10 protein-coding genes are annotated in these 13,858 nt (G+C 40.9%); 7 read left to right on the forward strand and 3 right to left on the reverse strand.

The window, feature by feature from the left end; genetic code table 11:
* Nucleotides 1–14: 14 nt before the first annotated feature.
* Both JWR61_RS00970 and JWR61_RS00975 read right to left on the reverse strand, forming a co-directional pair.
* Nucleotides 15–1,187, reverse strand: coding sequence for a hypothetical protein (locus tag JWR61_RS00970; RefSeq protein WP_301926008.1), 1,173 nt, complete (start codon nucleotides 1,185–1,187; stop codon nucleotides 15–17).
* A 63-nt stretch (nucleotides 1,188–1,250) separates the two neighbouring features.
* The gene (locus tag JWR61_RS00975; protein ID WP_301926009.1) at nucleotides 1,251–2,363 is read right to left on the reverse strand and encodes an endonuclease/exonuclease/phosphatase family protein; all 1,113 of its coding nucleotides are present in this window, start codon (nucleotides 2,361–2,363) and stop codon (nucleotides 1,251–1,253) included.
* 300 nt (nucleotides 2,364–2,663) lie between these two features.
* Between JWR61_RS00975 and atpD the strand changes: the two genes are divergently transcribed.
* The 7 genes from atpD to JWR61_RS01010 all read left to right on the forward strand — a co-directional run bounded on the left by atpD (nucleotide 2,664) and on the right by JWR61_RS01010 (nucleotide 12,455).
* The gene (gene atpD / locus JWR61_RS00980) at nucleotides 2,664–4,169 is read left to right on the forward strand and encodes a F0F1 ATP synthase subunit beta (RefSeq protein ID WP_290339082.1); all 1,506 of its coding nucleotides are present in this window, start codon (nucleotides 2,664–2,666) and stop codon (nucleotides 4,167–4,169) included.
* 73 nt (nucleotides 4,170–4,242) lie between these two features.
* A complete protein-coding gene (gene atpC, locus JWR61_RS00985) occupies nucleotides 4,243–4,494 on the forward strand; it encodes an ATP synthase F1 subunit epsilon (protein ID WP_290339083.1) in 252 nt (83 codons plus the stop codon).
* A 135-nt stretch (nucleotides 4,495–4,629) separates the two neighbouring features.
* Entirely contained in the window at nucleotides 4,630–5,217 is a 588-nt protein-coding gene (locus tag JWR61_RS00990; protein ID WP_301926010.1) for an RNA polymerase sigma-70 factor, read from the forward strand.
* 66 nt (nucleotides 5,218–5,283) lie between these two features.
* Nucleotides 5,284–6,411, forward strand: a complete 1,128-nt coding sequence (locus JWR61_RS00995) for a FecR family protein (protein WP_301926011.1) — start codon at nucleotides 5,284–5,286, stop codon at nucleotides 6,409–6,411.
* A 207-nt stretch (nucleotides 6,412–6,618) separates the two neighbouring features.
* Nucleotides 6,619–9,966: a TonB-dependent receptor gene (locus JWR61_RS01000; RefSeq protein ID WP_301926012.1), complete on the forward strand. Its 3,348-nt coding sequence runs from the start codon at nucleotides 6,619–6,621 to the stop codon at nucleotides 9,964–9,966.
* Between the two features lie 19 nt (nucleotides 9,967–9,985).
* The gene (locus JWR61_RS01005) at nucleotides 9,986–11,551 is read left to right on the forward strand and encodes a RagB/SusD family nutrient uptake outer membrane protein (RefSeq protein WP_301926013.1); all 1,566 of its coding nucleotides are present in this window, start codon (nucleotides 9,986–9,988) and stop codon (nucleotides 11,549–11,551) included.
* A gap of 37 nt (nucleotides 11,552–11,588) precedes the next feature.
* A complete protein-coding gene (locus tag JWR61_RS01010) occupies nucleotides 11,589–12,455 on the forward strand; it encodes a LamG domain-containing protein (protein ID WP_301926014.1) in 867 nt (288 codons plus the stop codon).
* Nucleotides 12,456–12,561: 106 nt separating this feature from the next.
* Here JWR61_RS01010 and JWR61_RS01015 read toward each other — a convergent pair whose 3' ends face one another.
* Nucleotides 12,562–13,797, reverse strand: a complete 1,236-nt coding sequence (locus JWR61_RS01015; RefSeq protein ID WP_301926015.1) for a multiheme c-type cytochrome — start codon at nucleotides 13,795–13,797, stop codon at nucleotides 12,562–12,564.
* Nucleotides 13,798–13,858 lie beyond the last annotated feature (61 nt).

The following is a 13,858-nucleotide window of genomic DNA, read 5'->3' on the forward strand; positions in this document are numbered from 1 at the left end:
CGGGTTAAATCAAGCTAGGCCAGCATAGGATGTCGTTTGAATTCTTTTGTTCTGTCAAATAAATAGCGGTAGGTAGTAAGCTTACGGCTTTGAAAAACTTCTCCCAGGCTTTGGGCTATGTTGACCATTTTAGGATTGAAATCGCCAATCCACTGCATTTCATATTCCTTATAGGGAAGCGAGGGTGTTTGTATTACTTTAGCTGCTTCCACAACAATATATGCATCAACACCGTGCCCCTGCCACTCCGGCACTACGCCGAATACGATGCCACAAAATTTTTTATTGGGACTAAATTTTTTCAGCCATAAAAATTGCAGCTTTTGGAGCAATCCAAATTTGCCGTCCAGGTGCTTAAACCATTGGTTTAAATCGGGCAGATTTATAAATATGGCGATGGGGTCATTTTTGTGATAGGCAAACCAGACAATCCGCTCGTCCATTACCAGTTTCATCTTTTTAAATAACAGCAATGCCTGCTCTTTGGGCATTTGCTTTAAGCCGCCGTGCCCAGCCCAGGCCTTATTGTAAACTGTTGCAAAATCTGCAGCGAATTTCTCCAGCTTATTTTTGTCGATATATGTTGCTGTAAATTCGGGGTCTGCGCCAAAGCGGGCATGTCTTTCAAACATTTTGGCACTTAAAACATCCTTGGGATGCATGCCAAAACACAGTTGATTAAAAAACAGTTTAAATCCGTAGTTCTCAAATAACTGCCGGTAATATGGCGGGTTATAATTCATGCAATACATTGGCTCGGTAAAACCTTCTGTTACAAGTCCCCACCAACGGTCCCGCTCACCAAAATTAATAGGTCCGTCCATTGCTTCCATTCCTTTTTGCATCAGCCAGTGTTTGGCATTATCCAGCAAAAGATCGGCGGCATGCTGGTTATTGATACATTCAAAAAAGCCAATGCCTCCAACCGGCACATCATCCCCTTTATTTTTATATTTACTATTCACAAAAGCGGCGATACGGCCAATTAAATTATGATCGTTGTCCAGTAAAATCCAGCGGGCCGCTTCACCAAAACGAAAAGCCTTGTTTTTTTTTGCATCAAATACCTCCTCAATATCCTTGTCCAGCGGACGGATCCAGTTGACGTCGTTTTTATATAGTTGCACTGCAACCTGTAAAAATTGTCGGGCGGTTTTAGAATCGTTTACGGGAATTAGCTGCATCATATTATAAGGTAAAACGCAAATGTAGTTAAGGCAATGCACACTTGGGAATAGCAACCAGCCACTTTAAAAACTCATATCAGCCATAATGCCAAAATGATCCGACCAGGGAACAGTTAGTCTTTGATATTGGTCAACGGTAAATTTTTTATCCGAAAATATGTAGTCTATACGCAGCGTAGGGGATATATGCCTGAATGTTCTGCCTATACCGCTGCCTTTTTGTAAAAAAGCATCCTGCATATTTCCTTTAATGGTAAAATAGGTATAGGAGTTCGGCACATCATTAAAGTCTCCGCAGAGTATAGCCGGGTAAGGACTTTTTTGTACAAAATCATTTACAATATCAGCCTGGTTTCCACGGAACCGGTAGCCCCTCCTTAATTTGCTGATAATTGTTTTTGAATCCTTCAGTCCGTCCTTCTCACTGTGTTTGATCAGGTCAAGACTTTTGTATTCCTTTTCGCCAAATCTTACCGATTGAAGGTGAACATTAAATACACGTATTGGCTTTCCATTGTAATCAATGTCAGTATAAATCAATTGCTGAACAGATTCTTCGTCGCCGAAATCGTGCACGCCTGTATTTGTAATGGGGTATTTAGAAAAAATGACCATCCCCATTTCACTATATTTTTTTTCGCTGTAACTGGGTATATAATAGTGGTAGGGATAACCCATTTGCCTGATTTCAGGAATAGTGGGATCAAACAATTCCAGATTGCGGGTTTCCAGAAACTCCTGGAAACACAATATATCCGCATTGTATTTCTTCACCTCTGCCATCATGAGTGGCCGGTAGCTGGTGCCGCCTTTTTGTACCTTATTCAGCTCGTCCCAACTGGACACATTCCAGGATAAAATCCGTAAAGTTTCCTGCGGTTTTGTTGCTGAAAAAGGTTGAAAATAATGCCAGCCAAAGGCAACCTTTACCTGCTGAAAACTTAGCAGCAGGGCAATGAAAGAAATCAGCATCCATTTTGACCTGGCGACAATCCAGCCAGCAAGAAAAGTAATCACAGCAAAAAATAGCAACGGAAATGCAAGACCCAGGATACTTACAAACCAGTATCTGCCGGGGTCTATATATGGAACCAGGCAGGTGAGCAGGTAAATAAAAACCGTTAAAAAGTTTAGTATTAAAAATAAACGGCTAACTATTTTTTTTGAAAAAGACAAATGGTATATTGTTTTTGGGCTAACGAACCGGGTTAAAGTATATTTTAAAATGCAATGATAAAATTAAATGCCGGTATGATTTACTCCAAAATATCCCAGCGAAAAACAGCATCAACTAAATTTACCGGCCTTAAGCATTTTATAACATCGAAATGCGGGAACACGCCAAAGCACATTTTTCAAACTATTTCACCGATTAAAATGGCCTGCTAAAATATTGATTGTCGAATTTCAAAAATTACTTTGCAACCCTTACCTTTGCGCTCTGAAAAAACACCTCATTACAATAAAATTTGATTTATGGCCAATACAGGCAAAATAAAATCGATCATTGGTGCCGTAGTTGACGTACAGTTTGACAGTGGCAGCAAACTCCCTGAAATTCTAAACGCATTGCAGCTAACCCGTGAAAATGGCGATTTGCTGGTGCTTGAAGTACAGCAGCATTTAGGTGAAGACAGCGTACGTACTATTGCAATGGACGGTACCGAAGGTTTGGTGCGTGGTATGGCTGTAGTTGATACCGGTATTCCTATCTCAATGCCGGTGGGTGATGCGATTAAGGGTCGTTTATTTAATGTAACCGGAGATGCGATTGATGGTTTACCACAGGTTAGCAAAGTGGGCGGACGTGCGATACATGCCAAGCCACCATTATTTGAAGACCTGAGTACAGCCAATGAAATTTTATTTACCGGTATTAAAGTAATCGATCTGATTGAGCCATACGCAAAGGGGGGTAAAATTGGTTTGTTTGGTGGTGCCGGTGTGGGTAAAACAGTATTGATTCAGGAATTGATTAATAATATTGCGAAAGCATACAGTGGCGTTTCGGTGTTTGCAGGTGTGGGAGAAAGAACCAGGGAAGGAAATGACCTGATGAGGGAAATGATTGAAGCCGGTATTATGAACTACGGCGAGAAGTTTAAACATAGTATGGAAGAAGGTGGATGGGATTTGAGTGCTGTGAATATGGAAGACCTGAAAGAATCAAAAGCAACTTTTGTATTTGGACAAATGAACGAACCGCCAGGCGCCCGTGCCCGTGTGGCTTTGAGCGGACTGACCGTAGCGGAATATTTCCGTGATGGAGATGGTACCGGCCAGGGAAAAGATATTTTGTTCTTTGTTGATAACATCTTCCGTTTTACACAGGCAGGTTCTGAAGTATCGGCTTTGTTGGGACGTATGCCTTCAGCGGTAGGATACCAGCCTACATTGGCTACAGAAATGGGTTTGATGCAGGAAAGAATTACTTCTACAAAAAATGGTTCTATTACTTCTGTTCAGGCGGTTTATGTACCGGCGGATGATTTAACGGATCCGGCTCCCGCAACAACTTTTGCTCACTTGGATGCCACTACGGTATTGAGTCGTAAAATTGCGGATTTGGGTATTTATCCTGCGGTAGATCCGCTGGATTCTACGTCAAGGATTTTAACTCCGTTAATTGTAGGTGATGAACATTACAACACAGCCAACAGGGTAAAATTAATTTTACAGCGCTATAAAGAATTGCAGGATATCATTGCCATCCTTGGTTTGGATGAGTTAAGCGACGAAGATAAATTAACCGTATCCCGGGCACGTAAAGTACAGCGTTTCCTGAGTCAGCCTTTCTTTGTGGCTGAACAGTTTACAGGTTTAAAAGGTGTATTGGTACCAATAGAAGATACCATCCGTGGATTTAATTCAATTATGGATGGTGAAGTGGATGAATATCCTGAAGCGGCATTTAACCTGGTAGGCACTTTGGAGGATGCGATTGAAAAAGGTAAGAAACTGATGGCAGCAGCGCAGGCTTAACCTCCTCCTTTTAAAATGGTAAAAAAATAATTATTAACTAACAAACCAAGTTCCCCCTTTAGGGGACAGGGGTATGACTCTCGAAATTTTAACACCCGAAAAGAAATTATTTAGTGGCGATGTGTATGGTATACAGTTGCCCGGCATTACCGGTTTGTTTGAAGTATTGGACAAACATGCGCCTATGGTAAGTGCTTTAAAAGCAGGTAAACTTAAAATTTTAAAAGATAAAAATACAACCATGCTTTTTACCATACAAAGCGGGTTTGCTGAGGTACTGAATAACAAAACGACAGTTTTGGTTGAAGGTGCTGAAGAAGTATAAAAAACGAAAACAACAATGAAAGCCTTCAATTTATTGGAGGCTTTTTTTATAAAGCTCAATTAAATTTGGGTATGCTATATACAATTTTATCTCTAAAGCAAATTAAGTACTAACTTCGCCCTCGATTTGTTTGCCATGAACAGAAAAAACGATTTAGGCTCAAAAGATATTTACGAACTGCAGCAACGCATCGCTGAGTATGAAGACGAAGCTGCCTACAAAAAATTATTTTTCCACTATTTCCTGCCTTTAAAGAGTTTTTCCTATTCCATAATTAAGTCAAAAGAAACGGCCGAAGAAATAGTATCAGATATTTTTCTGGATTTATGGGTGAAGCGCAAGCAATTGTGTGCCATTGAAGACCTTAAAATGTATCTGTACACCAGCGTACGCAATAATTCGGTCAGAAAATTGAGCCAACACAAAAAAGCGGCGGTTTTTTCACTTGATGAGTTGCAGGTGGAGTTTGCCTCCCCGGATGAAAACGCAGAAACCCGGTTACTTAATCACGAACTTTCTTTTAAAATTGATGCTGCCATTGAAACACTTCCACAACGCTGCAAAATAATTTTTAAGCTGGCCAAAGAAGATAAATTAAAGTATAAAGAAATTGCGTTATTGCTGAATCTAAGCATCAAGACAATAGATAATCAGATGGCCACTGCGGTGAAAAAACTAGCTGCTGTATTAAATATTCCCGTCAAAAAGCCTTCGTCCAACTAATTGTTAATTTTTTTTTAACATTCATAGGGGATTTTATCTTTTCCTGTCTCTAACAAGATACAAGATATGAGCATCGAGAGAATTTCCACATTACTGTCAAGAAAACTTGCTGGAGAATCCACAGCTTCTGAATTGACTGAACTGACTGAATTACTCAAAAAATTTCCCGATCAGCAGATTTCGGCAGAGTTGCTGGAGGAATATTGGAATGTATTCGCTGAACACGATATTGATTTTTTGGAAGCTACCTATCATCTGCATTTAAACCGGATGAAAGCAGGGGGATATGACCTGGCTGCAAATAACACTGACGAAGAACCGGAGAACAATTACCGGGCATATCACGGAAAAAAAATTAGAAAATTGCTTGCCGCATGTATTTTTGCCGCAGCAACTGTTATGTTCTTTTTTATCTTTTTCAACAACGATAGAAAGACATTTGCTTCCGGCAATAAGGAAACTATAAAGAGCCCGCAAAGCGAAGTAAGTACAAAAAACGGGTCCCGCACTAAAATTCAACTTCCCGATGGTACTCAGGTATGGCTAAATGGCAGTAGCAAACTCATGTACGATAATGAACATTTCAGTGCGTCAGTTCGTGAAGTATCTCTAACAGGCGAAGGCTATTTTGACGTTGTAAAAAATGCCGCACGGCCATTCATTATTCACACCAGTAAAATGGACATCAGGGTGCTGGGCACCGTTTTTAATGTGCGCTGTTATCCGGGAGAAAAAAAGACAGAAACAAGTTTAATAAGGGGCAGTATTGAAGTGACTTTAAAAAACAGGAAGGATAAAATAATGCTGAGGCCGTCGGAAAAATTAATTATAAGTGATGAAGAATTGACGGCACCGGCAAAATCAGTGGCAACCAATAAAATGGCTGATAAGGTAATTACAAAGGATATCATAGTACTGCGTCACTTAACCGTATTGCCGCAGGATAGCACGATTGTAGAAACAGCGTGGGTAGAAAACAGGCTGGTTTTCAGCAGCGAAACGTTTGAAGAAGTTGCCTTAAAGATGGAGAAATGGTATGGAGTAGAAATTGAGTTTGCAAATGAAAATTTGAAATCCGAACCTCTTACGGCGACTTTTACAAAAGAGACTTTGGCTGAAGCATTACATGCACTGCAGGTGGCTACTAAATTTAATTTTAAAATAAACAATAACCGCATCACCATTTCAAAATAAAATTATGTAGGAAGAAAATAGATAAAAAAACCCAGGAGAATGTTGACGCATTTCCCGGGTTCAGAAAGGCTAACATGGAAAATTTGAAAAACGCTCAAGTGGATCAAACTTCCTTTTTGTATACATTAACCAAAAGACAAACATATGAAAAAAAACAAACGGCTGCAAGCTTTGGGCAACCGAAGCAAGTTTAAAATTTTACTGCTTATGAAATTGATGACCCCGGTGTTGCTCATTTTTATGACGCAGCTAACTGTTTCTGCTAAGGGACAGGACAAGATTACCATCAAACTCAAAAACATTGAGCTCACGAAAGCGATGTCACTGGTGGAAAAACAAAGCGATTATCGTTTTGTGTACAATAACAATTTGATCCCTGTCGCAAAAAAGATTGATGCCACTTTTAGAGAGGCAGATTTGCCCGAAGTGATGACAAAGTTGCTTACCGGTACAGGTTTGTCTTATAAAATTATGAAAGACAACCTTGTTGTATTGTACCAGCGGGACGATGAAGTAAAAGATCTTACTGTTAAAGGGACAATTACTGATGAAAACGGAAGAGGACTCGAAGGAGCCAGCATTAAAGTAAAGGGAAATAAAACAGGGACCTATACAGTTGCCTCGGGCGAGTATTCATTAGCTGTACCCGATAATGCTACGCTTATAATTTCTTACGTAGGGTACGAAACAGTTGAAATTGCAGTAGGAGGTAGAACTACCATCGATGTTAAATTAAAAGCTGCTACTCAAAAAATGGATGAGGTTGTGGTGATTGGTTATGGTAGCGCAAGCAAAAGAGACCTGACAGGATCAATTACAAAAGTAGCCGGGAAAGATATCGCCGATAAACCTAATACTAATCCGGTTGCATCTTTGCAGGGAAAGGTAGCCGGTTTGTCAGTTGTTAACAATGGTACTCCCGGTGCAGCTCCGGACATCAGGATCAGGGGAACTGTAAGTATAGGACAGGTTCATCCTTTATATGTAGTGGATGGTATTTTTAACGATAACATTGATTATATCAATCCGAATGACATTGAGTCTATAGAAGTACTGAAAGATCCTTCTTCATTAGCCATATTCGGTGTAAAAGGCGCCACAGGTGTTATTGCTATTACCACTAAAAAAGCCAAGGCAGGCCAGGTGGTAGTAAACTTCAATACATCTTACGGAACAAAAAAACTGGTAGATAAAATTAAGCTTGCAGATGCCACCCAGTTTAAAACCTTGTTTGATGAAGAAAATGCCAATAATGGTGTTGCTACTCCAGACTATTCAGCCTTAACTGCCAATACAGACTGGATTGATGCTGTTACCCGGACCGGGAAATTTAATAATAATAACCTGAGTATTTCCGGAAGCACAGAAAAAAACCGTTTCAACTTCGGGCTGGGATATTTAACCGACGAAGGAATTATCAAGCACGAAAAGCTGGAAAAAATACTACTTTCTTTTGGGGATGAGTTTAAGGTGAATAAAGCCATAAAAATTGGCATCAACTTCAATGCATCAAGGCAAAATAATCCTTACAACGCAACCAGCGTATTGGACAATGCCAGAAAAGTAATGCCGCAGGTTTCGGCGGGCACAAAGCCTTTCAGTGTAGCGAATCCTTATGGCGGAGATAGCATGACTGTTAATTTGTATTCAGGCCTTGATAATGCGCTTCAAAATTCAGGTGTTGTAAATCCATTGCTTGAATTGGAAAATACATGGAATAAGCAGGTTAATATCGAGTTTAGAACTGTTGCAAGTGTTTATGGCGAAATTAATTTCCTTAAATATTTCAATTTCAGATCAACTTTCTATGCGGATATGAGCACAGTGAATAACAGGCAATATTCACCGCTTTATTATGCTTATGACCCATTAAATAACACCCCTTACCTGTACGGTGCAAAAACACAGGTGAGTGAGAATGACAACTCTTACAAAAAATTTCAGCAGGACCATATCCTTACCTTCAGAAAAAGTTTCGGAGATCATAATTTAACGGCAACTGCTGGTTTTACTTCTTACTATTTCGGCAACTTCAACAGGTCTGGCGTTGCTAAACCCTATACTACCGGTAATGCCTTGCCAATACCTGATGATAAAAGATTCTGGTACATGACCAATGGTTTTGAAGATCCAACAACATCACTGGCATCTTCCTCTCAAAGCGAATATTCAACAGTTTCAATGCTGGGAAGGATATTGTACAATTACAAGCAAAAGTATTTTTTAAACGCATCTGTCCGGGATGACGCTTCCTCACAAATCCCCGAAAAAAATCGTCACCAGCAATTCTGGGCACTTGGAGGCGCATGGGAAATATCCAAGGAAGATTTCATGAAGGGACAAACGTTTTTAAACTATCTTAAATTAAAAGGATCTGTTGGTGTGTTAGGCAATCAAACAGCGGTAGACCCCAATGGATTAACCATCAATTATCCATTTTATCCAAGATTAAATACAGGTATCGCAGCAGTTTTTGGCACCAATATTTATGGTGCTGCACAACCTTCCTATGTGCCTAATCCAGATTTGAAATGGGAAACCGTTTCGGCCCAGGAAGCAGGATTTGAATTGTCAGCCTTTAGAAACAGGTTGCATTTTGAAGCCAATTATTTCAACAAAACTACCAATAACCTGATGTCATATCTAAGCAAGGCTTCCATTGGTTTGCCGGATCAGCTGACAAATGGTGGTAGTTTAAGAAACTGGGGTGAAGAATTTTCTGCCAGCTGGAACCAGGCTGTTAACCGTGATTTTTCTGTTAATATCGGAGGCAATATTACCTTCTTAAAAAACAAAGTATTAAGCATTGCTGAAGGTACGGTGGCAGGGTATTTCTCAAGAGCATTTCAAAACAATGGATCAGCTGAAAGCCGTACCCAGCCAGGACTTCCTATCGGTTCTTTTTACGGGTACGAAGTAGAGGGGCTATATCAAAGCTATGCTGACATCTTGAAATCACCGGTTGCCTCTGCTATCGGAGCTTACAGGCCAGGCGATTTTAAATTTAAAGATTTGAATGGTGATGGAAAAATTACTGCTGATGACAGAACTGTTATTGGTAATCCAACACCTAAGTTTACCTATGGTACGTCCGTTAATTTAACTTATAAAAGTTTAAGCCTGGCGGTTGATATGGGCGGCGTTTATGGTAACCAGATTTTCAGAACCTGGGGTTCGCTTGAATCTCCGTTTCAGCGTGTAAATTACTCTGCAGAAAAAATCAATAGATGGCATGGTGCAGGAACTTCCAACTGGGTGCCTATCCTTAGCCAGGGAGATCGCTTTAACTACAACGGCTCCAGCTATAATATTGAAGACGGAAGTTATTTCAGAATCAGGAACGTACAATTGGCTTTTAACTTCAGCCAGCGTTTACTTTCAAAGGCAAAGATTAAAAACTTAAGAGTATACCTCAATGTTCAAAATGTGAAGACATGGAAAAACAATTTAGGCTATACTGCTGAATACGGTGGTGATGCAACTGCGTTTGGCTATGATAATGCAGGAGGTGCGATTCCCCTGGTATCTACCGCAGGTTTAAATGTAACTTTTTAATCTTTTTAAATTTATTGATATGAAAAAAAATAAAATTGTATTACAGATAGCAATGGCGGTGCTGCCGTTGATGCTGCTAACAATGGGGTGCGCAAAATTTTTGGATAGAAAACCCTTAACAGCCACCCTGGATGATTTAAAGCAGGGAACGTTGGAAGCGCAGAGTTTTGGCCTGTATAATACCTTAACTTCTTACGCTGGTTTTTCCACTTTGCCATGGCTTGACTTTCACAGCATACGGGATGATGATGCACAAAAAGGCAGCAGTACAACTGATGGCAAGGAGATTAATACGGAGTTTGAAACCTTTCAATATTCCAAGGATGACTGGGCTCCCAATACTTACTGGAACGATCGCTATTATATGATCAACCTTGCAAATAAGGAATTGTATTATGCCGATTCTTTAAAAGTGACCGATCCTGCATCCTTAAGAAATATTGGCGAAGCCCGCTTTTTCAGGGCCTATTGCTATTTTGATTTGGTGAGAACTTACGGAGAAGTGCCGCTGATTAATTTCTATTACACCAATGCCGCGGATGGAATTAAAGCGAAGTCTCCCGTTGCTGCAATTTATGCGCAGATTGACGAAGATTTGAACCTTGCTGCACAATACCTTCCGCTAAACTGGTCAGTAGGTGGAGCTAATATCTATCCGGGCCGTCTTACAAGAGGTGCTGCAAACACCTTATGGGCTCAAACGCATTTGTTCAGGGGCGATTGGGCACAGGTTGTAAGTCTTTGCAACCAGGTAATTCAGTCGCAGCAATATAGTTTAACTACCAATTTTCCTGATATATGGAAGGATGGTTTAAACGGAGCTGGTAAAAATGGTCCGGAATCAATTTTCGAAGAGCAGAGCTATGTAGGTCCGAACAACACGCCCAATAAGGGAACACAATGGGGAACAAGCCAAAATGTGAGACAAGGCGGCGCCAGTAATGCATGGAATTTAGGCTGGGGATGGAATACACCTACACAAAAACTGGTTAGCGCCTGGGACAGTACAGATCCGCGGAAAAGCCAGACAATTTTATATTCCGGCCAGTATGACGGCGGACCGGCAGCTGGTGGATACGGAGCTACATTACCGGCTTACAGTCCGGGTACCGGTTTGGATCAGCCCTACTGGAATAAAAAAGTGTATTCTGATCCGGCCATGCGCCAGTTTACAGGACAGATTTTTGGAAGCGGCGGGGCCGATTGGATCAACCATAGAATACTGCGTTATGCCGATGTGATTTTAATGCTGGCAGAAGCCAGTAACGAATTAGGTGATGGTGCAACTGCTGCGACTAATTTGGAACTGATCAGGAACAGGGCAAGTGGTAACCTTGGACCAACGCGTACTATTGTAAAGCCGATTCCATTTGTTGACCAGGACCAAATGCGTGCTGCAATCAAAAATGAACGCAGGTTTGAGTTTGCAATGGAAGGTTATCGTTTCTTCGATTTGGTTCGCTGGGGCGATGCTGTTAAAGAACTTGGCAGCCTTGGTTACACCAACCGTTGCCGGTACTATCCTATACCGCAACAGGCCATCAATTTATCCGGAGGTATCCTGGTACAAAACCCTGAGTGGTAAAAATGCAAACAAAAGTTCACACTTTAAAAATCTAATTATGAACATAAGGAAAATAATGACTAAAAATGTCGTTCTTATCATAGCCTTCGGGAGCCTGCTGGCAGGTTGCCAAAAAATAACCCACCCTGCTTTGGGAGATTACACAAAAGATGCTAATCCTGTAGGTGGTCCTTTGAAATTTTATGCCGCTTTTGATGGCACGTCAGATAATCCGTTGATGAACGGGGTTGATAGTATCAGGGCAAATTTTCCTTCAAGCAATACTGCGGCGGTGGGAGAAGGTATTTCTGGCAAAGGCTACAAGGGCAGCGAAACGGCATTTGCGCAGTATGCATCTGCCAATGATTTTACATCTGCCACCAGTTTTACCATTTCTTTTTGGGTTAAGAAAACGCCGCAGGCTGCAGGCAAAGGAACCAATTTTGCTTTTGCGCTCAACTCGTCCGGATATAGCTGGACCAATTTAAAAATGTTCCTGGAGTTTGAGGATGCAGGCAACCCAAGCACGACAGATTCTGCCGCCGCTAAATTCTATTTATTCGATCAGTGGTTTGAATTTACCGGCGTAAAACGGATGAAAAATGTACTGAACGGACAATGGCATCACCTCGCATTTACGTACGATGCAACCACTTCGGTGCTTACGCCTTACATTGATGGAGCGGTACCAACCAATTTACCCGCCGGGTTTGGCAATGTCATCAATAATGGAGCGCCTATGGGACCGCTCAACTTTAATTCCGGCAAAGCAGTTACCGGGCTTACCATCGGCGGTGCTGGTGAAGAAGCGTACAAAGCAAATTCATGGATGGGATATTTCGACGGACAACTGGATCAGTTCAGGTTATATGGTACGGCTTTATCCGCCGCAGATATAGCAGCGTTGTATTCAAATAAGCAATAGGCTTTCAATTCTTTTACATTATAAAGAGGGTTGCAAAGATTTTGCAGCCCTCTTTATATTTATAGTTCTTTGATGTTTGTTTAAAATTAGAATGAAAAAGATGTTACTATTTTTTAATGTAGTCAAGTACTCTTTTTGTTTCTTCGGGATAAATGCTGATATAATGCGAACGTATCAATGCTGCAGTGGGCTCGGCTTTACCGGCTAAGAATACTGCAATAGCCCGGGAGGGAGATAAGGGCATGTGGCAATCAATACAATTGCTTTTTAAATTGATGGGAGACGCAGTCTTAAGGGTACAGAAATTTCCATGCTCAATTGTGTGACAAGTTATGCAGCGTTGCGAGAACAAAGCGGTTTTTCCTTTTTCATTTTCGTGCGTATTATGGCAGGTATTGCAGGTCATTGTATCACTCATTCTGTAGCACTTACTTGCCCGCAATAAGCCATATTGATTGCCATGTACATCGATTGAATTTGTGTTCGGCGTTGTGGTATCTATTGCATAAAAATCAGCAAGTTTGTCGCCGGCCTTAAACTGAAAGGAGGGCTTTGTTTTGGTTAATCTTCCGCCATGACAGGATGCACAGAGATCCATGTTTTGTTGCCTGGTTAAATGTGCAGGATTGATGATGAACTTTGCTTTTAAGGCAGTTGGATTTTGACTTTGATAGGCTACATGTTCAGCAGCGGGGCCATGACATTTTTCACAATCCACGCCATAGATGATTTGATTGCGGTCGAAAGCTTCGGGTTCTTCATTTTCGTCGGTAAGTGTTTTCGCAAAAGTAGTATGGCATTCCAGGCACCGGGAAGTGATGGGCCGGTTAAAGATAATTTTGTTCGGGTAACCAGGGCTGTTAGACCATTGATGCGCTGCGGAAAAATAAGTCACGGGCAATTGAAACAGCCAATTTTTATTCCAGTTTAAAAAAGACTGGCCCATGGTACCGGAGCCAATAACAATATCCATACGGCGGGCAATTTTTTCGATGCCATTGCTGTAACCAACCTGGTAAAAGCCGCTATCCCTTTTTTCCATGGCAACCAAATGGCCGGTATCGTAAACAAAGATATTGCCGTCTTTATTAAAACTACCTTTTATAAATTTTTCTTCAGCAATTCTGGTAGTTAGGTAATGGGCCGTGTTAAGATGGGTATCGTAGATATTTTTGTGACATTGGGCGCAACTGGCAGATCCGGCAAATTGATTAATTGAAACGGTTGGAGTTACGGGCAATTTTTCCTTTTCGGAGTGAATGCATTGTGAGAAGAAAATTACAGCAAATGCAACAATAACAATGGTAAGAAAAGAACGAAAGTATGGTATAAATATTTTCATAAAAAATGAAGGTACAACCCAATGCTGCCAAGTTAAATCAATAAAATACAAACACCAAAAA

Source organism: Ferruginibacter sp. (assembly GCF_028288465.1).
Lineage (GTDB): Bacteria > Bacteroidota > Bacteroidia > Chitinophagales > Chitinophagaceae > Ferruginibacter.

Coding starts and splice junctions, on each gene's coding strand:
- JWR61_RS01015 (WP_301926015.1), bottom strand. CDS start 13,797: ATGAAAATATTTATACCATACTTTCGTTCTTTTCTTACCATTGTTATT.
- atpD (WP_290339082.1), top strand. CDS start 2,664: ATGGCCAATACAGGCAAAATAAAATCGATCATTGGTGCCGTAGTTGAC.
- JWR61_RS01000 (WP_301926012.1), top strand. CDS start 6,619: ATGAAATTGATGACCCCGGTGTTGCTCATTTTTATGACGCAGCTAACT.
- JWR61_RS00970 (WP_301926008.1), bottom strand. CDS start 1,187: ATGATGCAGCTAATTCCCGTAAACGATTCTAAAACCGCCCGACAATTT.
- JWR61_RS00990 (WP_301926010.1), top strand. CDS start 4,630: ATGAACAGAAAAAACGATTTAGGCTCAAAAGATATTTACGAACTGCAG.
- JWR61_RS01010 (WP_301926014.1), top strand. CDS start 11,589: ATGAACATAAGGAAAATAATGACTAAAAATGTCGTTCTTATCATAGCC.
- JWR61_RS01005 (WP_301926013.1), top strand. CDS start 9,986: ATGAAAAAAAATAAAATTGTATTACAGATAGCAATGGCGGTGCTGCCG.
- atpC (WP_290339083.1), top strand. CDS start 4,243: ATGACTCTCGAAATTTTAACACCCGAAAAGAAATTATTTAGTGGCGAT.
- JWR61_RS00995 (WP_301926011.1), top strand. CDS start 5,284: ATGAGCATCGAGAGAATTTCCACATTACTGTCAAGAAAACTTGCTGGA.